The 18,791-nt window shown below is 55.9% G+C and carries 20 protein-coding genes; 12 read left to right on the top strand and 8 right to left on the bottom strand.

Translation table 11 applies throughout. The features are described from left to right. Window positions 1-60 precede the first annotated feature (60 nt). Window positions 61-1,350, top strand: a complete 1,290-nt coding sequence (purD, locus tag ORG26_RS11090) for a phosphoribosylamine--glycine ligase (protein ID WP_266369145.1) — start codon at window positions 61-63, stop codon at window positions 1,348-1,350. 248 nt (window positions 1,351-1,598) lie between these two features. Beyond that, window positions 1,599-2,741 carry a PSP1 domain-containing protein gene (locus ORG26_RS11085; protein ID WP_266369144.1) on the top strand — a complete coding sequence of 381 codons (1,143 nt, stop codon included), beginning with the start codon at window positions 1,599-1,601 and terminating at the stop codon, window positions 2,739-2,741. Window positions 2,742-2,794: 53 nt separating this feature from the next. Here ORG26_RS11085 and ORG26_RS11080 read toward each other — a convergent pair whose 3' ends face one another. Both ORG26_RS11080 and ORG26_RS11075 read right to left on the bottom strand, forming a co-directional pair. Beyond that, window positions 2,795-3,556 carry a carboxypeptidase-like regulatory domain-containing protein gene (locus ORG26_RS11080; RefSeq protein WP_266369143.1) on the bottom strand — a complete coding sequence of 254 codons (762 nt, stop codon included), beginning with the start codon at window positions 3,554-3,556 and terminating at the stop codon, window positions 2,795-2,797. 165 nt (window positions 3,557-3,721) lie between these two features. Continuing rightward, window positions 3,722-4,090, bottom strand: a complete 369-nt coding sequence (locus ORG26_RS11075) for a BlaI/MecI/CopY family transcriptional regulator (protein ID WP_266369142.1) — start codon at window positions 4,088-4,090, stop codon at window positions 3,722-3,724. Window positions 4,091-4,289: 199 nt separating this feature from the next. Between ORG26_RS11075 and ORG26_RS11070 the strand changes: the two genes are divergently transcribed. Both ORG26_RS11070 and ORG26_RS11065 read left to right on the top strand, forming a co-directional pair. After that, complete coding sequence (locus ORG26_RS11070; RefSeq protein ID WP_266369140.1) at window positions 4,290-4,760, top strand: gliding motility lipoprotein GldH; 471 nt, start codon at window positions 4,290-4,292, stop codon at window positions 4,758-4,760. A gap of 109 nt (window positions 4,761-4,869) precedes the next feature. Continuing rightward, the gene (locus ORG26_RS11065) at window positions 4,870-5,499 is read left to right on the top strand and encodes an LON peptidase substrate-binding domain-containing protein (RefSeq protein ID WP_266369139.1); all 630 of its coding nucleotides are present in this window, start codon (window positions 4,870-4,872) and stop codon (window positions 5,497-5,499) included. A 101-nt stretch (window positions 5,500-5,600) separates the two neighbouring features. Here the strand turns inward: ORG26_RS11065 and ORG26_RS11060 are convergent, their stop codons facing one another. Continuing rightward, window positions 5,601-6,725, bottom strand: coding sequence for an AI-2E family transporter (locus ORG26_RS11060; RefSeq protein WP_266369138.1), 1,125 nt, complete (start codon window positions 6,723-6,725; stop codon window positions 5,601-5,603). Between the two features lie 9 nt (window positions 6,726-6,734). On the opposite strand from ORG26_RS11060, the gene ORG26_RS11055 reads away from it, so the two are divergent. The 4 genes from ORG26_RS11055 to ORG26_RS11040 all read left to right on the top strand — a co-directional run bounded on the left by ORG26_RS11055 (window position 6,735) and on the right by ORG26_RS11040 (window position 10,489). Continuing rightward, window positions 6,735-7,592, top strand: coding sequence for an SdiA-regulated/phytase-like domain-containing protein (locus ORG26_RS11055; protein WP_266369137.1), 858 nt, complete (start codon window positions 6,735-6,737; stop codon window positions 7,590-7,592). Between the two features lie 110 nt (window positions 7,593-7,702). Then, the gene (locus tag ORG26_RS11050; RefSeq protein WP_266369135.1) at window positions 7,703-8,410 is read left to right on the top strand and encodes a response regulator transcription factor; all 708 of its coding nucleotides are present in this window, start codon (window positions 7,703-7,705) and stop codon (window positions 8,408-8,410) included. Between the two features lie 160 nt (window positions 8,411-8,570). After that, window positions 8,571-9,611, top strand: coding sequence for a sensor histidine kinase (locus tag ORG26_RS11045; protein ID WP_266369133.1), 1,041 nt, complete (start codon window positions 8,571-8,573; stop codon window positions 9,609-9,611). A gap of 155 nt (window positions 9,612-9,766) precedes the next feature. Beyond that, the gene (locus ORG26_RS11040) at window positions 9,767-10,489 is read left to right on the top strand and encodes an RluA family pseudouridine synthase (protein ID WP_266369132.1); all 723 of its coding nucleotides are present in this window, start codon (window positions 9,767-9,769) and stop codon (window positions 10,487-10,489) included. On the opposite strand, the gene ORG26_RS11035 is transcribed toward ORG26_RS11040, so the two are convergent. Then, entirely contained in the window at window positions 10,486-10,926 is a 441-nt protein-coding gene (locus tag ORG26_RS11035; RefSeq protein ID WP_266369131.1) for a hypothetical protein, read from the bottom strand. The genes ORG26_RS11040 and ORG26_RS11035 overlap by 4 nt on opposite strands. 49 nt (window positions 10,927-10,975) lie before the next feature. On the opposite strand from ORG26_RS11035, the gene ORG26_RS11030 reads away from it, so the two are divergent. The 3 genes from ORG26_RS11030 to ORG26_RS11020 all read left to right on the top strand — a co-directional run bounded on the left by ORG26_RS11030 (window position 10,976) and on the right by ORG26_RS11020 (window position 12,953). After that, window positions 10,976-11,275 (top strand): Dabb family protein, encoded by a 300-nt coding sequence (locus tag ORG26_RS11030; protein ID WP_266369130.1) that lies wholly within the window; start codon window positions 10,976-10,978, stop codon window positions 11,273-11,275. Window positions 11,276-11,312: 37 nt separating this feature from the next. Continuing rightward, the gene (locus ORG26_RS11025) at window positions 11,313-12,452 is read left to right on the top strand and encodes a Gfo/Idh/MocA family protein (RefSeq protein WP_266369129.1); all 1,140 of its coding nucleotides are present in this window, start codon (window positions 11,313-11,315) and stop codon (window positions 12,450-12,452) included. A gap of 63 nt (window positions 12,453-12,515) precedes the next feature. Next, entirely contained in the window at window positions 12,516-12,953 is a 438-nt protein-coding gene (locus ORG26_RS11020; protein WP_266369128.1) for an NUDIX domain-containing protein, read from the top strand. On the opposite strand, the gene ORG26_RS11015 is transcribed toward ORG26_RS11020, so the two are convergent. The 4 genes from ORG26_RS11015 to ORG26_RS11000 form a co-directional block, all read right to left on the bottom strand. Next, window positions 12,910-14,307, bottom strand: a complete 1,398-nt coding sequence (locus tag ORG26_RS11015) for a high affinity choline transporter 1 (RefSeq protein WP_266369127.1) — start codon at window positions 14,305-14,307, stop codon at window positions 12,910-12,912. The two genes, ORG26_RS11020 and ORG26_RS11015, sit on opposite strands and share 44 nt — an antisense overlap. A gap of 29 nt (window positions 14,308-14,336) precedes the next feature. Beyond that, window positions 14,337-15,296: a methylenetetrahydrofolate reductase gene (locus ORG26_RS11010; protein ID WP_266369126.1), complete on the bottom strand. Its 960-nt coding sequence runs from the start codon at window positions 15,294-15,296 to the stop codon at window positions 14,337-14,339. Window positions 15,297-15,475: 179 nt separating this feature from the next. Continuing rightward, window positions 15,476-16,690, bottom strand: coding sequence for an acyl-CoA dehydrogenase family protein (locus tag ORG26_RS11005; RefSeq protein WP_266369125.1), 1,215 nt, complete (start codon window positions 16,688-16,690; stop codon window positions 15,476-15,478). Window positions 16,691-16,829: 139 nt separating this feature from the next. Continuing rightward, window positions 16,830-17,588, bottom strand: coding sequence for an SDR family NAD(P)-dependent oxidoreductase (locus ORG26_RS11000; protein ID WP_266369123.1), 759 nt, complete (start codon window positions 17,586-17,588; stop codon window positions 16,830-16,832). A gap of 206 nt (window positions 17,589-17,794) precedes the next feature. On the opposite strand from ORG26_RS11000, the gene ORG26_RS10995 reads away from it, so the two are divergent. Next, window positions 17,795-18,733, top strand: a complete 939-nt coding sequence (locus ORG26_RS10995; RefSeq protein ID WP_266369121.1) for a CPBP family intramembrane glutamic endopeptidase — start codon at window positions 17,795-17,797, stop codon at window positions 18,731-18,733. The last annotated feature ends 58 nt before the right edge of the window (window positions 18,734-18,791 follow it).

Raw genomic sequence — 18,791 nt, 5'->3', positions numbered from 1 at the left:
ATGAACAAGGGATGACGACTATAAAGGCTCATTCATTGTTCATTATTCATTATTCATTCAATGAATATACTAATACTCGGTTCCGGGGGACGGGAGCATGCATTTGCGTGGAAATTGGCCCAGAGTCCTCTTTGTGATAACCTGTTTGTCGCGCCGGGGAACGCCGGAACGGCCCTAAACGCCACCAACCTGAACATTGCAGCCACCGATTTTGAAGCGATCGCGGAGGCTGTTCGTACAAACGCCATAGACCTGCTGCTGGTCGGGCCGGAAGAGCCGCTGGTCAAAGGCGTGGTCGATTACTTCCGAAACAAACCTGAATTTTCTTCTCTCCGCATCATCGGTCCTGACTCGGTGGGCGCCCAGCTCGAAGGCAGCAAGGACTTTTCGAAGCAGTTTATGGTTCGCCACGGCATTCCGGCGGCGGCCTCCCGCACCTTTACGCCGGAAACGCTGGACGAAGGGCTGGAGTACCTGTCCGGCCATTCGCTGCCCATTGTGCTCAAAGCTGACGGGCTGGCAGCCGGTAAAGGCGTGATTATCACCGAAAACGTGACCGAAGCCCAGGACGTCCTGCGGACCATGCTGAGCGGTGAGAAGTTCGGCGAGGCGGGCAGCAAAGTCGTCGTGGAGCAGTTCCTGCGCGGGATCGAACTGTCCGTGTTTGTGCTGTCGGACGGTGTCAATTACAAAATTCTGCCGGAAGCGAAAGACTACAAGCGCATCGGCGAAGGCGATACCGGACCGAACACGGGCGGGATGGGTGCCGTGTCGCCGGTGAAGTTTGCAACGGCTAAATTTCTGCAAAAAGTAGAAGAGAAAGTCGTTAAACCGACGCTGGCCGGTTTGCAGAAAGAAGGAATCCGGTACGTAGGTTTTATCTTTATTGGACTAATGAACGTCAAGGAGGAGCCCTACGTTATCGAGTACAACGCCCGGATGGGCGACCCGGAGACCGAAGTGGTCCTGCCCCGCATTCAGAGCGATCTGGCAGAACTGCTGACGGCGGCGGCCGATGGCGAACTGGATAAGGTCCAACTGCAGGTTTCGCCCCAGACTGCCGTTACCACCGTGGTCGTATCCGGCGGGTATCCGGATGCCTATGAAAAAGGCAAGGAAATTACCGAACTTACGGGTCTGGAAGATGTCACGGCTTTTCATGCCGGAACCTCTCCGGGCCACAACGGACACGTGCTGACCAACGGCGGGCGGGTACTGGCCCTGACAGCCCTTGCCAACTCGCTGGAAAATGCCGTGCAGAAATCCCAGAAAGCGGCCCGAACGGTGCAGTTTGACGGGAAATATTACCGGAAAGACATCGGGCTCGACCTGATCCGGTACCCTGACTGAGTTATCAAGTTATGAATTATGAGTTAAGAGTTATGAGTTAGAAGTTAGTTTGCCCGCTTACCAGAAGGCACGTAACTAACCTTCAACTCATAACTCATAACTCTTAACTCATAACTTTTAACTCTTAACTATAAAGAGTTATGGCATGCAAATCATGTACAACTGGCGGATGCGGAACTCGTACGAAGGACGGAACCGTGTCGGGTTGCAACAATAACGGAGCCTGCAGCACGGGTGGCTGCAACAAGATGAACGTATTCGACTGGCTGAGTAACATGGAAGCTCCTTCCGTGCGCCGGTTCGATGTGGTGGAAGTCAAGTTCAAGGGCGGACGGAAGGAATATTACCGCAATCCGCACCAGTTGGAACTGACGACGGGTGATTTTGTGGTGGTGGAAATGCAGACCGGTTTTCATATCGGCTGCGTGTCCCTGCAGGGTGAACTGGTCCGGCTGCAAATGCTGAAGAAAAGCGTTCAGTACAACGACGAACTGAAAGTGATTCACCGGACGGCCAACCAGAAGGACCTCGAAAAGCACGAACAGGCCATTGCCCGCGACCTGCCGACGATGTACCGCACCCGCGAAATCATCAAGGAACTGAAACTGAACATGAAATTGTCGGATGTGGAGTTTCAATCCGACAATACGAAAGCGACGTTTTATTACTCGTCCGACGAACGGGTAGACTTCCGCGAACTGATCAAACTGCTGGCATCCGAGTTCAAGATTCGGGTAGAAATGCGGCAGATCAGCCTGCGGCAGGAGGCCGGCCGCCTCGGCGGCATCGGGTCCTGCGGACGTGAACTGTGCTGCTCTACGTGGCTGACGGACTTCAAGAACATCACGACTTCGGCGGCGCGTTACCAGAACCTGTCGCTCAACCCCAGCAAACTGTCGGGGCAGTGCGGTCGGCTGAAGTGCTGCCTGAACTACGAGCTGGAAACCTACATGGACGCGCTGCGCGATATTCCGCAGGTGGAAAAGCCGCTGGAAACTCAGAAAGGCCGCGCGACTCTCCAGAAAACGGACATTTTCCGGCGCATCATGTGGTTTGGCTACAGCACCGAAAGCACCTGGTATCCGTTGCCCATCGCCCGCGTTCAGCAGATTATCGAACTGAACAAACAGGGCGTTATTCCTGAGTCGTTCGACGTACTGGAGCCGATTGGGGAACGCAAGGAAGCCCAAAAAGGCACTTCGCTGAACAGCGATCTGGAAAAGCTGGACAAAAAATTCAGCAACCGGGTCGATGTGAAGAAAAAGAAGAAAAAGAAGAAGAAACCGGCTGAAGCGTCGGCTGCCGCGCCGCCACCTGCGGCCCCGGCCGCCAAGGCTCCGGAACGTCCCCGGCGCAACCCGCCCGCGGACCGGACCAAGTCGCAGCCTTAAACAATAAACAAGAAATGCCATATCTGTGAGATATGGCATTTCTTGTTTATTGTTTAAGGCTGGGCGTGATTGCCGCGAAACTGGGGCACCTTTTTCTGGACCGCCCGAATCAGTTCGTACTCCGTCGCCGTCAGCACAAACTCCTCCGAAAAGGCGCAGTAATCGATAAACGGTTCCAGTTCGTCGTCCGTCAGGTCGGTAATGCGAACCACCCAGGCGGGATTCAGGCGGGCATTGAAGATTTTGCGCCGGCGATTTTCTTCAATCAGCTTTTTCAGCTTGCGGTCACTGCGGGCCTTTCGGCTGAAAGTGTTGTAGGCCAGCGTAAACGGCCCGGTGATGGTAATTACCGGAACCTTCGAGACCGGGTCTGAGCTAACGCGGACGTCTTTCGTCAACTGAACACCCTGCAATTCGGGCGGGGTTCCCAGTTGAATGGAGGGCTTTTCCGGGACTTTTTCTTTTAAAAAATTGGGGTCAAACGGGTCGCCGCCCACGCCCCGGACGGTCACCTCCTGAAGCTGCACGGTCTGCGGCCAAAGTGCAATGCGCAGTTCCTGCACCGTGTCGGGCACCACATACCGCATTTCCTGATAGCCGACACAGGTCACGCGCAGAATGTCGCCCGGAGAGGCTACCGTTCGAAAGGCGCCTTCCTCGCCGCTAATGGATACGCGCCTTGTGTTCTGATTCAGGATGGTAGCCGCCGGTATGGGCTTTGCACTTTGTCCGTCAACGATGCGCCCCGGCAGCGACTGCGCAACCGCCTGCCCGGCGAGCCAGCAAAGCAGAAAGACAAACCACTGGATTTTCATACGAGAAGATAAAACCTGAAAACGTACATTCCCGATAATCCTGTTTCGACCGAACCGAAAAAATTAGCCCTGCCCGTCAAAAATCACCGGAATAGAACGGACTGAACACGTAGTAACCGGTGGTTAGAGCGGCCAGAATGAGGCTGGCCTGAAGCAGGTAGGCGATCATGGTTTGCCGTCGTTTTCAATCATCCGAATCACTTCCTTCAGATCTTCGACCGAGACTTTCTCTTGCCGGGCAAAATAACTGACCAGGTTTTTGTACGAATTATCAAAATAATCGGCCACCACCTTTGTCAGCACGAAGCGGTTCTGGTAGTCCTCGCGGTTGATGATGGGGTAATACTGGTAGGTGTTGCCGAACTCGCGGTGCCCGACGTAGCCTTTCTCTTCCAGATTCCGGACAATGGTCGATACGGTGTTGTAGTGCAGCGGCGGATCGGTGAAAAACGGCAGCATTTCCTTGATAAAGGCGTATTCCAGTTTCCAGAGCACCTGCATGATCTCTTCCTCCTTGGCGGTTATCTTTTCCATTTTACCTGGGTCGATCCGTGTACAGCTTTTAAAAACAGGCGTTTGCCAGGATGCACGAACCTGCCCCAAACATAGAACTATTTTTCTAGTTGGAAAACTATTTCTGTAGTTTATTTAGGAACGTTAAATCGGTTCCGCCCGCTGCTTCGTTTGACTATTAGCAGGGCAATCGTAGCTTTGTGAAAACAGCTGAATTCAGATGAAATACATCGGCGCTTTGCTGATCGGTTTGCTGCTGCTCGTGGGCGGCTGCGACTCCAATGCGGTATTTAAAGATATTGAAGACATTGAAGATGGGCGTTGGTTCGTCAGGCAGTCGCCAACGTTTACATTTCAGATCGAGGACACGACCCAGACGTATTCCATCTTTTACAACATCCGGAACAGCCTGTCGTACCCCTATTACAACCTGTATATCAGCCGGGTTCTGCTGGATTCGGCCGGAAAAACGGTGGAATCCAAACTGGACGAACTGATTCTGCTCGACCCCAAAAGCGGCAAACCGTACGGGGACGGCCTGGGGGATCTGTTCGACCATAAAATCAAGGTAGCCGACAAATACCGGTTTCCTCGCCGAGGCCAGTACACCATCCGCCTGCGGCAGTACATGCGGCAGAATCCGCTCCCGGAGATTTACAGTGTCGGCATTAGTGTTGAAAAAGAAATCTGAACCGAACGGCGGCCCGACAGGATTCCACCCATTAAGTGTTTACTTTGAAAAGTTCAATCCACATTTCCAGGTAAATCCTTTACTCTGCTGAATCCAGGTTCAAGACCCTATGGACAAGTACCTGCCTCTCTTCCCGCTGAACCTCGTCGTCTATCCCGACGAAGAACTGAACCTGCACATTTTCGAACAGCGGTATCGCCAGCTCGTCAACGAGTGCCTGGAGGACGAAACGACCTTCGGCATCCCGGCATTTATCAACAACAAAATGCCCGGCTACGGCACCGAAATGCGGGTAACCGCCCTGCACAAACGGTACGAGGACGGACGCATGGACATCAAAACGAAGGGTGTAGGCATTTTCCGGCTGATCGATTACCAGAATCCGACTCCGGGAAAGCTCTATGCCGGCGGACAGGTCGAAACCGTGGAAACGCCCGTCGAGAGCGGCGAGTATGCGCTTGCCTTACACGGAAAGGTTATGCGCCTCTACGAACTGCTGAAGGTGGAAAGCGATCTGGACGCCCAGGTCAGTCTGCTGTCGTTTCGGGTGGCTCACAAAATCGGGCTGTCGGTTGACGAAGAATACGAACTGCTGACCATCGAAACCGAAGACGAGCGGCAGCAATACCTGATCCGCCACCTCGACCGCGTCCTGCCCATTGTTTCGGAAATGGAAAAAACCAAAGACCGCATCCGGATGAACGGCCATTTCAAGAACCTGGACCCGTTGAATTTTTGAATGACTGAATGATTGATTGACTGAATGACTGATTGACTGAATGACTGATTACGGGACTACCAATTCAGTCATTCAGTCAATCAATCATTCAGTCATTTGTCTTATTCAACCAATTTCTTCACCTTCCGCTCAATATCCTTCACCTTCACCGGCTCGGTACGGACGTGTTCGGCTTCGCCGAGCAGGAAGCCGTAGGGGCGGAGCGGCTCCACGGCGTCGAAAATGACTTTCAGGATGGCCGTCAGCGGCAGAGCGAGCACCAGACCGGCCACGCCCCACAACTGCCCCCACAACAGGAGGACGATGATGGCCGCCAGCGGGTTGATGCTGACTTTGGACCCGACGATATACGGGGTGATGAAGTTCCCCTCCAGTACCTGCACAAACGTGAAGACGCCGATCACGCCCAGCGCGACCAGCGGGTTTTCGTTCGTCAGGAGGGTAAACAGCGCGGGCAGCAGGGAGCCGATCAGAATACCGATGTACGGAATGAGGATCATGAACGCCCCGAAAAAGCCGAAGAAGACCGCATAATCCACGTTCAGGATCAGCAGGCCGACGGTATTGAGTACGCCGACAATGATAATGACCGAAACCAGGCCCACGAGGTAGTCCTTGACGACGTTGTAAATCCGGCCGAAAATGATGTCGAGCTTGTGGCGGCGCGTGCTGTGAAAAACCTTGTACAGAAATGACCGGAAGAAATCGCGGTACAGCAGCATGAAAAAGACGTACAGCGGAATGAGCGAGATCGTCGAGAGCGTGTTGGTCGTGGCCAGCAGGGTAGACGTGACAATGGAACCGCCCTGTCGGATGAGGTCGTTGAGGTAACGCCGCGCTTCGCTGACCTGTCGGGTGCGGCTCAACCGCAGGCGCTCTTCCGCAAACCGCTGCAGATTGTCCAGAATGGTGTTCCCGCGGTCGAGGAGTTTGGGCGCTTCTTCGGTAAAGGTGATGATCTGGACCGATACCAGGTAAAACAGCCCGTAGAGCAGCGTAATGACCAGAACCAGCGAAATCAGAATCGCCGCCACCCGCGGAACGCGCCACTTTTCGAGCCGCCAGTTGATGGGGTACAGAATCATGGCGAGCAGAATGGCAAAGATCAGCGGCACCAGCGTGCTTTGCAGCAGTTGCAGGCCAAAAACGAGGATAACGAGTGAAATCAGCACGGCGGCTGTTTTTACCGAGGCCGGCAGATTAATTTCGGGTGATTTGTTGTCCATTCGTACCGTATGAATTCACTGATTATCTTTCTGTTTTCGCTTAAAGTGGCGTTCTGCTCCTGTCAGTTCGAGAAAAAGCGGAGCGGCTTCCGCAGCGGCCGGTCGCAGTACCGCATCGAACGCCTCGGCCGGATGCCCGCCGCCGTGCCCGAAAGCTCGGGACTGGCGTTTCGGCCCGGTCGCGGTACGTTTTGGACGCATAACGACAGCGGCGGCCGCCCGGTGCTGTACGAGGTGGCCATGAACGGCGCACTGCTCGATTCGCTGCCGCTGCCGGGTGTCGCCAACACCGACTGGGAGGCGCTCGCCGCGCAGGACTCAACGGTGCTTTACGTGGGCGACATCGGCAACAACGCCAATACCCGCCCGAACCTAACCGTTTACCGGGTGAACCTCCTTAAGGCCAACCCGCCCCAGCCGATTACCGTTCGTTTTGCTAACCAAACAAGTTTTCCGGCGACGAAAGATACACGGAATTTTGATAGTGAGGCTCTCCTTTTTGCCCGGGATTCCCTGTTCCTGCTTTCCAAGAACCGTTCCCGGCCGCGGCGGCCCGTCAGCCTGTATGGTTTCCCGGCAGAACCCGGCAGTTACGCCCTTTCGCCCCGCGACAGCGTCTGGATCAAAAGCATGGTGACGGACGCCAGCGTCAGTCCCGACCGCCGGACGCTGGCCGTGCTGACGTACGGAAAAATCCTGCTGTTTGACCTTCCGGACGGCCGAATTACGCTTCGCCACCCGACGCGCTGCGTGCGGCTGCCCCGCGGACAGACGGAGGCAATTTCGTTTATCAACAACACCGATTTGGTGATGACAAACGAAAAGGGAGGGATTTATCGGGTGCAGCGAAAAAACGCGAGCCGGTGAAGCAACAGGCTGGCCTACAAAATTAACTTTTTGTTAAGTGCCGGTTATTTCTTGGTAAAACAGACTTCACTGTGCGTAATTTCGGGTCACTAACACAAGATCCTATTCTAATGAGTGCAGCCAAAGCTTCGCAACAACCTCACCGTGTTATGGTCGTCGATGACGACCCGGACATCGTCGAACTGCTGCAATACAACCTGGAAAAAGAAGGGTATGAAGTCCGGACTGCCGGGGATGGCCGCAAGGCCCTCGAAACTGCCCGGGGCTTCCTGCCCGAACTGGTGCTGCTGGACATCATGATGCCGCAGATGGACGGCATCGAAACGGGCCGCCAGCTCCGCGAAATGCCCGAACTTCGCCAAACGTACATCCTGTACCTGACCGCCCGCTCGGAAGAGTACTCCGAAGTGGCCGCTTTTGAAATCGGCGCGGACGATTACCTGACCAAGCCCATCAAGCCCCGCGCCCTGATGAGCCGCATCAACGCCCTGTTCCGCCGCGAAGCTCAGAAGGCCGACCCGGGCGAGCAGGTGGAAGTGGCCGACCTGACCATCAGCCGTAAAAATTACACCGTCACGCAGGCCGATAAGTCGGTGGTGCTTCCGAAAAAGGAATTCGAACTGCTGTTCTTCCTGGCCCAGTCGCCCAACAAGGTGTTCAGCCGCGAGGAACTGCTGCAAAAAATCTGGGGCGCCGACATCTACGTCCTCGAACGCACCGTAGACGTCCACATCCGCAAACTCCGCGAAAAAATCGGCGAAAACTACATCAAGACTCTTAAAGGCGTCGGCTACATGTTCACCGACCAGCCGGAATGACTCAATGATTGAATGACTGAATGATTGAATTTTGAATGAGCGGTCCGCCGCGGTGAATGGCGATCCGCCGCCGCGGTTGACCAGGCCGACAAAGGGTAAAATTTGGCGGAGCCTATTCAATCATTCAGTCAATCAATCATTCAATCATTATCTTTACCTCATGTCCCTGAGTCCCCGCATTATTGCGCTGCTGCTGGCCTGTCTGATTTCGGCGGTCACGGTGGTGTTTCTCACCTTTGTCGAAGGCGTAACGAACAGCATGCTGTTTGTGGTAGGCGTGTCGTCCTTTGCCGTTTCGTTCTTCCTGGTTCTGTACGCGATTGAGTTTCTGGTGTACCGGGAGGTCAACAAGATGTACAAGACGATTCATAAACTCCGCATCCGCGACTTCACGATTTCCCGCAAAAATCTGGTCAAGAGCAACAACCCGTTCAAGAAGCTGAACGACGAGATTTTTGTGTATGTCGCCAAAAAGCAGAAAGAAATCGAAGAGCTGAAACGGCTCGAACTCTTCCGGCGCGAGTTTCTGGCGGACGTGTCCCACGAACTGAAAACGCCCATTTTTGCGGCCCAGGGCTTTATTCATACGCTCATCGACGGGGCCATTGACGACGAAAAAGTCCGCGATAAGTTTCTGAACAAAGCCGCCAAAAGCCTCGACGGCCTCGACGCGCTGGTGAAAGACCTCGTGGCGCTTTCACAACTGGAGACCGGAGAAATCAAGATGCATTTCGAGAAAGTAGACCTGCATCACGTCACGCATGAGGTCTTCGAGCAGCTGGAACGCGTCGCCCAGAAGCGGCATACCGTGCTGAAACTGAAGACCGACCATTCCGGCCCGTTCTGGGTGAAGGCCGATCCGCAGCGCATCTCGCAGGTGATGACCAACCTGGTCGAAAACGCCATCAAGTACGGGAACGAAGACGGAAAAGTCCTCGTCACGCTCGAAGAAGCCAAAAAACACATTCTGGTTTCGGTCAAGGACGACGGTCCCGGCATCCCGCCCGAACACCTGAGCCGCATTTTCGAGCGGTTTTACCGGGTCGACAAAAGCCGTTCGAAGGAACGCGGCGGTACGGGGCTGGGGCTGGCCATCGTCAAACACATCCTCAATGCGCACAAAACCCGCATCACGGTCGAAAGCAAGCTTGAAAAAGGCACCACGTTCAGTTTCAAGCTGGATAAGATCGAAACCCCGTAACCGCGGGCCTCATGTATCCGCGGGCTTTAACCCGTGAACTGCAACTGACTAACCCACATCCGCCCACTCACGGGCTAAAGCCTGTTAATACAGGCTGCCCAAATTAAGTGCTGGTGCTCACGGGCTAAAGCCCGCGGGTACATTATCTTTGCGTTATGAAATTAGCCTTTGAAGACTTCATCGTTTTTGAAAACGAAGACTATATCCTGATTAACAAGCCGCCGCATCTGGCTTCGCTCGACGAACGCAATGCCGACAAATCGGTCAGCATCCTGCGGATGGCGAAAGCCTACCATGCCGACGCCCAGCTTTGTCACCGCCTCGATAAAGAGACGTCCGGAATCATGGCCATTGCCAAAAATCCCGAGGCGTACCGCCATCTGGCCATCCAGTTCGAACACCGCGAAGTGACCAAGCGCTACCACGCCGTCGTGAACGGGGTGCATGATTTTGAAGGGATTTCCGTCTACCTGCCGATTGCGCCCATCAAAGACGGAACGGCCGTCCGGATCGACCGGGTGAAAGGCAAACTGGCCGAGACGATTTTCAACACCCTGAAAGCCTACCGCGACTATACGCTGGTGGAATGCATTCCGATTACGGGCCGGATGCACCAGATTCGGGTGCACCTGATGTGTCTGAAAGCGCCCATTGTGGCCGACCCGACCTACGGCGGCAAACCCATCTTTCTGTCGTCCTTCAAGCGGAAATTCAACCTCAAGCAGGGCACCGAAGAGCAGCCGCTTATCCAGCGGGTGGCGCTGCACGCCCGTTCGCTGACGTTTGCCCTGCCCAACGGCGAGCGGACCCAGTTCGAAGCGCCGTATCCAAAGGATTTCGACGTGGTGGTGAAACAGCTGGAAAAATACGCGCTTTAACGGGTGAAGACGGGGGGCTTGCGGGGCGAGGTTAGGATGGTTTCGTTCAGCCAGCGGTAGGGTCGCCCGTCGGCCCCTAAAAAAGTTGCCTCCACAATTTTATTGTTCATCCGCCGAACAAGCATAACTTGCCTGTTGAAGCTATCCATAAGCGGGTTGTCAATCCGCCGTCGGTGAAAGACGGCACCGCTGCGGTAATATTTTATTTTTTCGCGAAGAACCGGCTTCCCACCCGGTTTATCGTACCCGATGATGATGGTTTTCCGGCGTCTTGTCCTCACTTTCGTGGTGATGATTTGCTTTAAAGATTCGTTTTCAAATTTCTCGACTTCCTCCCGTACAGAGGCGACCGTGCGCGCAGGACTTTGAGCATTACCAGAGAAGGGGAGTAAGCCGGCCATCAGTAGAAAGGCCGCGCCGAAAAGCTTTACATTCATGCAGAATCGCGTTTTAACCGCTTAAACATACTGATTATACCCTGTAAATATGTTCGTTCATACTGTATTTTTCTGGCTGAATAACCCGGCCAGCGCCGACGATCGCCAGGCCCTGCGTGCGGGCCTCGAAACCCTCAAAACCATCGATCACGCCGACGCCTGCTACGTAGGTGCCCCGGCCGAAACCCGCCGTCCGGTCATCGATCATAGCTACGACTGGTCGCTGACGCTGATTTTCAAAGACAAAGCCGCCCACGATGCCTACCAGGAGCATCCGACGCATCTGAAGTTCGTCGACGATTGCGCCCGCTACTGGGAACGCGTGCAGGTCTACGACGCCGTAGCCTAAGCAGATCATTCCTAAACCCCATACTTCCTACCCTGATATGGACGCATCGCGCCGCGAATTTTTGCAGAAATTGTCCGGCCTGGGCGCTACGGCCGTGTCCCTGCCGCTGACCAGCTTTGCCGGTTACGAAAAGCACTACGCCGAAGTGGCCGCCCAGCTCGACCGGCTCGGACAAGGCCGAAAACTCGGTATCGCCCTCGTCGGACTCGGCAGCTACAGTGCCAACCAGCTCGCTCCCGCTCTGCAGCAGACCAAAAACTGCCAGCTGACGGGTATCGTCACCGGGACGCCGTCGAAGGCCGAGGAGTGGATGAAGAAGTACAACATTCCCAAAGAAAATGTGTACGACTACAAAACCTTCGACCGGATTGCCGACAACCCGGCAATCGATGTCGTGTATGTAGTTCTGCCCAATTCGATGCATGCCGAGTACGTGATCCGGGCGGCAAAGGCGGGCAAACACGTCATCTGCGAGAAGCCGCTGGCCATCACCGAAAAAGAGTGTCAGGAGATGATCGACGCCTGTAAAAAGGCGAACCGGCAACTGGCTGTCGGCTACCGGCTGCATTACGAACCGTTTACGCAGGAAATGATGCGGCTTGGACGCGAAAAGGTGTTTGGCAACATCAAATTCGTGGAAGCCAGCGACGGTTTCCGGGCGGGCAACCCTAACCAGTGGCGGCTGAAAAAAGCCATGGCGGGCGGCGGTCCGCTGATGGACGTGGGCATCTACGCCATTCAGGGTGTCCGGCTCGTGACGGGCGAGGAGCCGATTTCCGTAACGGCCCAGTTTGCGCCGAAAACCGATCCGCAGAAGTTCAAAGAAGTCGAAGAGACGCTGTACTGGCAGTTTCAGTTCCCGAGCGGCATCACCTCGACCTCCACCACGAGCTACGCGGCGGGGGTCGAACGGCTGTACGTTTCGGCCGAAAACGGCTGGTTCGAACTGCGCCCGGCCTTTGGGTACGGTCCGCTGAAAGGGCAGACCAGCAAAGGCCCCATCGACAAGCCCGTCGTCAACCACCAGGCCGCGCATATGGACGGCGTTTGCGCCACGCTGCTGGCCGGTCAGCCCCTGCCGGACCACATCACCGGCGAAGAAGGCAAGCGGGATGTCCGGCTGATGCAGGCCATTTACCGGGCTGCCGAAACGGGACGCAAAATTCAATTGTCGTAAGAACGCAAGATTTAATCGTAGAGACGCAGGATTTTGCGTCTCTACGTTGCGTAACTTCGCTTTATGAAAGTCCGCCCCGCGATTCTGCTGATTGAAAACAACCACGTGCTGCTGATGCACTACCGCTACGGCGGCAACGACGTTTACGCGCTGCCCGGCGGGAATCCGGATAAAGGCGAAACGCTGGACATGACCCTCATCCGCGAGCTTCAGGAAGAACTGGGCGTGGAAGTCGAAATCGGCCCCGTCGCCTTTGCGGGGGAGGTGATTTCTCCGGAAGAAAAGGAAGACATGCTGCACCTGGTGTTCGTCGGGCAGCTCATCGGCGGCCTGCCCCGGCTCAATCCCGAACATACCTCGGCTTTGGCCGTCCTCTGGAAGCCCCTGGAAGAACTGGATGCCCTGAACATGTACCCCAACGTCGGGCGGCAGATTCAGCGGTGGCTGCTCGGGCAGGTCAATCTGGAATATGTGGGGAAAATTGACCAGCGGTTTTTCTGACCACACTCCCTGCTACCATCCCGCCGACACTCGCCAGCAGCCCGTACAGCATCGGCGGGTAGTCCGTTTCCAGCTTCAGGCACAAGAGCCAGACCCCGATACCGGCCAGCATCGACAGCAGACAGCCCGCGTTGGTGGCCCGTTTCCAGTACAGCCCCGCCGTCAGCGGCACAAACAGCGAAACCAGACTGAAGGCCGACGACTCGCTCACCAGTTCAAAAATGCTCACATCCCGCTGCGTCGACATCCAGACGCTGATCAGCGTAATGACCACCACCGCCAGCCGGATGGTGCGCAGCAGCGCCGCGTCGGTTACCTCCGGGCGGAAGAATTTGTAGATATTTTCGCCGAAAACCGTGGCCGGAGCCAGAATTGCCCCGCTCGAAACGCTCAGGATCGCCGACGTCAGCGCGCCGAAAAACAGGATTTGCAGCGGCAGTCCGCCGTGCTGGAGAACCATGTTCGGAATGAGCATCTGGTTGTCGATGTTCAGGTTCGGGTACAGAATCCGTCCGCTGAGGCCGATGAACAGTGGCAGCATCGCCACCGTCAGGTACAGAAAGGACGCCAGGTAGGACGCCCGCACCGTCGTCGGCTCGTCCTTGGCCGCCATCACGCGCTGAAAAATATCCTGCTGCGGAATGGAGCCGAGGCCGATGGTCATCCAGGCCGCCACCCATTCCAGGCTGTGTTTGAGCGTAAGATTGGGGAAGAACTGAAAAAAGCCGGGCCGTACCTTACTGGTCAGAGCCTCCAGACTGCCCAATTGCCCGTACAGCATCACGGCAATGATTACGAGGGCAATAACTATGATGATGTTGTGGAAAAAATCGGTGACCGAGATGGACCACATGCCGCCCAGAATGGTGTAAATCATCACAATCAGGGCGCTCGACGAAACGCACCAGAAAATCGGCAGCCCCGTCACGACGTTCATCACGATGCCGATGGCGATAAACTGCGCCGCAATCCAGCTAAAATACGACGGAATAATCAGCAGGGCCGAAATCAGCTCCGCCGACCGCCCGAACCGCAGCCGGAAATAATCGCAGAAAGTGGTGATGCCGAGCCGGTACAGGGGCCGGGCGTAAAACGCGCCCACCAGAAACAGGCAGAGCGCGGAGCCGAAGGGCTCTTCAATGATGCCCAGAACGCCATTTTCGACAAACGTCGCCGGAGCGCCCATGATGGTCTCCGAGCCGAACCAGGTCGCAAACGTCGCCGAAGCGGCCAGCACCAGCGGCAGACTCCGCCCCGCCAGCACAAAGTCCTGCGTATTGGTCACCCGCCGGGCCGCCCAGGCCCCGACGGCAATGTTGGAAAGCAGATAGATTCCGATGAAAAGGAGGAGCATGGGCGTATGGACTCTTTGTGCAGAAGCCGCTAATTCGTTGCCATCTTTTCGGCGTTAGTCTTTCTGACGCCTTTTTCTTTCAGCATCTGTCCGATGGCACGGGCCATTTCGACGGAGGCTTCGATTTCGGCTTTTCGGATCGCTACACTTTCAATATTGAAACCAAACGGAATGGCGCGTTCCAGGCAAACGTCGATCAGGGCTGAGGCAATGTTCAGACAGAGTTGTACCGATTTGTCAAGAATGTTTTCCGACACCTTCAGCTCTTCTTTTAATTCGTCAGGAACATGAATTCCCAGCCACTCCATGAAGTGGAGCGTTTTTACGGAGCCACAGGCCGTCAGCGTAAAAATAAGGGTTGGAGGAGGCACCTGCTGCTGGGCACAGCGAAGCGCCAGATCGTCGATCACCTGCCGGGCATAGTCGAGGTTAAAGACACATTGAGAAATGAAGTACGATACCCCGCAGCTCATTTTATCCAGCATCCGGACTTCTTCATCCTTCAGGACATAATGCCTTTCCGGGATGGTTATTGCGCCAATCACCGATGTGTCCCGGTGTTTGCTCCAGATTCTATACGCTTCGGGCAGACTCGTCTTTACCGGAAAATCCGGTGCTGGAACACCGACGAAAACGGGGTAAAAGCGGTGGGCATGAAGTGCTTCCAGCCACTCAGCCAACTCATCGGGCGAAAATTTCCCGGCAGGGCGATAGATGATTTTGGGAATGGATAACGCCTCCAGATAATTGGCGGCAAAATCCAGCGGGTCGAGCGCATTGATAAACGGAAAGGGTCTTTCTTCTGAGGTCCGGGCCGATTCGTCCTGCACATCATACACCACTAAGGCGTCGATGTCCAGTGTAGCCAGTCGCTCAACGGTTTTTTGGGCAATCTCCGCTACCCGGTCTGCCTCTGTAGTTACTTTGGGTGGGGTGATACCGTAAAGCAGCACGCCGGATTCTGCCGATTTAATCTTTTCAAAAAACATCTTCAATATCTGTCAATACACTTAGGTCGGTTCCAGGTACGAGCATCCTGCCGGTTTGTTCTCCAGTGAACGAGCAAAAATACGGATAGCCTTCTCTTTTAGAATGCGTTTAACGATTTCTTTCCGAGTTACGTGGATTTAACCCGTTCCGGCCCGGTGACCTGCGCCGCGCCGCTGTACTATTTTTTCCGCACATCCAGCCCGTATCCTTTCAGAATGCTCCGCGCCAGGGCGGATTTGTGCACTTCGTCGGCTCCGTCGTAGATCCGGGCGGCGCGTTCATGGGCGTACCAGTAGGAGAGCAGCACGTCGTTGGTCATGCCCAAGGCCCCGTGGGTCTGGATGGCCCGGTCGATGACCCGCAGCATCATGTTGGCGGTCGAGAACTTAATCATCGAAATTTCGTCCCGAACGGCCGCCGCTCCCCGCTCGTCGATGTGTTTGGCCGTTCGCAGGACCAGCAGCCGCGCGGCGTCGATTTCGGCCCGGCTTTCGGCGATGAAGCCCTGGATGAACTGCATTTCGCCCAGCGCCCGGCCTTCGTCCAGTTCGCGGCTGACGGCGTAACGACACATCAGGTCAAAACTGCGTTCGGCAATGCCGATAAACCGCATGCAGTGGTGGATACGGCCCGGTCCGAGGCGCTCCTGGGCCAGCAGAAATCCGCCGCCCTCGGGGCCGATGAGGTTGGCCAGCGGCACCCGGACATTCTCGTAGCGCATTTCGGCATGGCTCGCCCAGCTATCGCCCGTATGGCCCATAATCGGGATATTGCGCACCAGCGTCACGCCCGGCGTGTCCATCGGCACCAGAATCTGGCTGGCCCGCTTGTGCGGCGCGGCCTCCGGATTGGTCACGGCCATGACAATGGCAAACGCCGCTCCATCGGCCGAGGACGTGAACCATTTGTGTCCGTTGATGACGTAGGCGTCGCCGTCTTTTTCGGCGGTTGTGCCCATCCGGACGGGATTGGAACCCGCAAACTCCGGCTCGGTCATGCTGAAGCAGGAACGGATGTCGCCTTCCATCAGCGGCTTCAGGTACCGGTCCTTCAGGTGTCCGGGGGCGTATTTGTGCATCAGTTCCGTATTGCCGATATCCGGAGCCTGTGTGTTGAACACGAAATGCCCGAACGGCGAACTCGCCAGCACCTCACTGATCTGGCCGAATTCGCAGAGCGTCAGGTTCAGGCCACCATCTTCTTCGGGCAGGTGCAGTCCCCAGAGGCCCGCTTTTTTGACCAATTGCCGCTTTTGCTGGAGGATGGGTTCTACATGGGAAAAGTGATGGGTCAGGTTTTCGGTTGTCTCAAGGGGGTAAAGTTCGTTCTGCACAAAGTCACGGATACGGGGGAGCAGTTCGCGGGTACGTTCGGTGGCAAAAAGGTCTTCCATGATGAATTGGGTTTCGGTAAAAGTTCTCGCAGATTTACGGTTCGCCGTTGCGACGCAGATTTTTCCGCAGAAGAACGCGGACGGTCCGACAATTCTTCGAAAATCTGCTTTTAATCCCCGCCAATCGGCGGGAAATAAATCAGCCCGCCATCAGCCCGCCGTCCATCTGAATGGCCTGTCCGGTGCAGAAGGCGTTTTCGTCGGCACAAAGCCACAGAATGGCCTGGGCGATTTCTTCCGGCTGGCCGAGTCGCCCGATCGGAATCATTTTCCGCATGCGTTCTTCCATGCCCGGCGCTACGGCGATCAGCCCGTCGACCATCGCCGAGTGGGTATACACCGGGCAAACGGCGTTGACGCGGATGTTTTTACGGGCGTATTCGAGCGCCGCCGTTTTGGTCAGGCCGATCACGCCGTGCTTGGCCGCGCTGTAGGGTCCACCCATCGGCATGCCGCGTATTCCGGCAATGGACGAAATGTTGACAATCTTGCCGCCGCCCTGCGCCAGCATCTGCCGGATCTCGGACTGCATGCAGTAGAAAACGCCGCTGAGGTTAACGGCCAGCATCTGGTTCCAGGCGTCGGGCGACTGTTCGTGCAGCCGGGCGAAATCGCCGCCGATGCCCGCATTGTTGATGCCGATATCGAGGCGGCCAAAGGTTTCGACAGTTTGCCGGACGGCCGCTTCGACCTCTTCCGGACGGGCGACGTTACAGCGCACAAAAACGGCTTCGCCACCTGCGGCTTCGATCTGCGAAACGGTTTCGGCCCCGCCGGCTTCGTTGACGTCCGAAACCACGACGCGCGCACCTTCCGCGGCAAAGGCCAGCGCCGTGGCCCGGCCGATTCCGGCACCGGCACCGGTGATCAAGGCAACCTGATTCTGAAACGAGGACATAGGAGTACGGTGTAAGATGGAGCCGGTAAAGTAAGGGTTTTTACGATAAATCGGGCTGGCGTCCGGCGCATCCGGACCGGAAAGGCTTTTTTGAAAACGGGCCATCGTCGGTACAGCCCCCATTTTAAACGATTCAACCGCGACTGGACCCGCTACGTCCGCAGATGCCTTGATTCGCCCGCGGCTTTGCGCCATCTTCGCCCCGCATGAAACAACTGATCCGCTTCGTCCGTGACCACTGGCGGGCCGACTTTCGCCCGGACCTGTACGGACTCGTTTTGCTTTTTCTGGCGCTGGCCATCAGCGTCAACTATTACGTGGACCTGGAGGACAGCGTGATCGACGCGTACCGTTCCGAGCCGTTGAAGCGCATGGGTCTGTATTTCCTGCTGTACGCCTGCGCCTACTACCCGACGGCCTTTTTCTGGACGCATTTTAACCGCCGGAAAGACATTCTGCGGCAACGCGATTTCTGGCTATTCAGCCTGTTTGGGCTCGGGATTTTTTCGATTTACGCGGGATTTTACGAATACGAGCGCTGGAGCAGCCAGTTGTTCGGCGGAGAAATTTACACCTATGCCTTCTACCTCCTGAGTAACCTGCATTCCCTGCTGACGGTGCTGCTGCCGCTGATTCTCTTTTACCGTTTTGTGCCGCAGCCGGACAGTGATTTTTACGGCTTAAAGCCCAAATGGAGCGGTCTGCGGCTCTACGGCTGGCTCCTGCTCCTCATGCTGCCGCTGGTGGCGATTGCGTCTTTCCAGCCTTCGTTCCTGCAAAGCTACCCGTCTTACCGCGACACGAATGCCAACGAATTTTTGGCCGTGCCGGAGTGGGTCACGGCGCTGGGCTTTGAACTGGCCTACGGCTGGGACTTCATCCCGACGGAACTGCTGTTCCGGGGCTTTCTGGTCATCGGCATGACGCACATTCTGGGCCGCGGAGCCGTGCTGCCGATGGTCGTGACCTACGCCTTTATTCACTTCGGCAAGCCGCCCGGCGAGACAATCAGCTCCGTCATCGGCGGCTACATCCTGGGCGTTTTTGCGTTGAAAACCCGCAGCGTCTGGGGCGGCATCATCGTCCACCTCGGCGTGGCGTGGCTGATGGAAGCGGCCGCGTTTTTGCAAATGCTGAATGATTGAATTTTGAATGACTGATAGGTTGATGGCTTCGCCAGTATGTTCCTCGATAGCGAAGCCC

Origin of the sequence: Tellurirhabdus rosea (genome assembly GCF_026278345.1) — a bacterium.
Lineage (GTDB): Bacteria > Bacteroidota > Bacteroidia > Cytophagales > Spirosomataceae > Tellurirhabdus > Tellurirhabdus rosea.
Note: the sequence above shows the minus strand (reverse complement) of the source record. Positions and strands in the feature narration are given on the sequence as shown.

Excerpts from the sequence above, each read along its gene's own strand:
- purD (WP_266369145.1), top strand. The coding sequence starts at position 61 with ATGAATATACTAATACTCGGTTCCGGGGGACGGGAGCATGCATTTGCG.
- ORG26_RS11085 (WP_266369144.1), top strand. The coding sequence starts at position 1,599 with ATGAACGTATTCGACTGGCTGAGTAACATGGAAGCTCCTTCCGTGCGC.
- ORG26_RS11080 (WP_266369143.1), bottom strand. The coding sequence starts at position 3,556 with ATGAAAATCCAGTGGTTTGTCTTTCTGCTTTGCTGGCTCGCCGGGCAG.
- ORG26_RS11075 (WP_266369142.1), bottom strand. The coding sequence starts at position 4,090 with ATGGAAAAGATAACCGCCAAGGAGGAAGAGATCATGCAGGTGCTCTGG.
- ORG26_RS11070 (WP_266369140.1), top strand. The coding sequence starts at position 4,290 with ATGAAATACATCGGCGCTTTGCTGATCGGTTTGCTGCTGCTCGTGGGC.
- ORG26_RS11065 (WP_266369139.1), top strand. The coding sequence starts at position 4,870 with ATGGACAAGTACCTGCCTCTCTTCCCGCTGAACCTCGTCGTCTATCCC.
- ORG26_RS11060 (WP_266369138.1), bottom strand. The coding sequence starts at position 6,725 with ATGGACAACAAATCACCCGAAATTAATCTGCCGGCCTCGGTAAAAACA.
- ORG26_RS11055 (WP_266369137.1), top strand. The coding sequence starts at position 6,735 with ATGAATTCACTGATTATCTTTCTGTTTTCGCTTAAAGTGGCGTTCTGC.
- ORG26_RS11050 (WP_266369135.1), top strand. The coding sequence starts at position 7,703 with ATGAGTGCAGCCAAAGCTTCGCAACAACCTCACCGTGTTATGGTCGTC.
- ORG26_RS11045 (WP_266369133.1), top strand. The coding sequence starts at position 8,571 with ATGTCCCTGAGTCCCCGCATTATTGCGCTGCTGCTGGCCTGTCTGATT.
- ORG26_RS11040 (WP_266369132.1), top strand. The coding sequence starts at position 9,767 with ATGAAATTAGCCTTTGAAGACTTCATCGTTTTTGAAAACGAAGACTAT.
- ORG26_RS11035 (WP_266369131.1), bottom strand. The coding sequence starts at position 10,926 with ATGAATGTAAAGCTTTTCGGCGCGGCCTTTCTACTGATGGCCGGCTTA.
- ORG26_RS11030 (WP_266369130.1), top strand. The coding sequence starts at position 10,976 with ATGTTCGTTCATACTGTATTTTTCTGGCTGAATAACCCGGCCAGCGCC.
- ORG26_RS11025 (WP_266369129.1), top strand. The coding sequence starts at position 11,313 with ATGGACGCATCGCGCCGCGAATTTTTGCAGAAATTGTCCGGCCTGGGC.
- ORG26_RS11020 (WP_266369128.1), top strand. The coding sequence starts at position 12,516 with ATGAAAGTCCGCCCCGCGATTCTGCTGATTGAAAACAACCACGTGCTG.
- ORG26_RS11015 (WP_266369127.1), bottom strand. The coding sequence starts at position 14,307 with ATGCTCCTCCTTTTCATCGGAATCTATCTGCTTTCCAACATTGCCGTC.
- ORG26_RS11010 (WP_266369126.1), bottom strand. The coding sequence starts at position 15,296 with ATGTTTTTTGAAAAGATTAAATCGGCAGAATCCGGCGTGCTGCTTTAC.
- ORG26_RS11005 (WP_266369125.1), bottom strand. The coding sequence starts at position 16,690 with ATGGAAGACCTTTTTGCCACCGAACGTACCCGCGAACTGCTCCCCCGT.
- ORG26_RS11000 (WP_266369123.1), bottom strand. The coding sequence starts at position 17,588 with ATGTCCTCGTTTCAGAATCAGGTTGCCTTGATCACCGGTGCCGGTGCC.
- ORG26_RS10995 (WP_266369121.1), top strand. The coding sequence starts at position 17,795 with ATGAAACAACTGATCCGCTTCGTCCGTGACCACTGGCGGGCCGACTTT.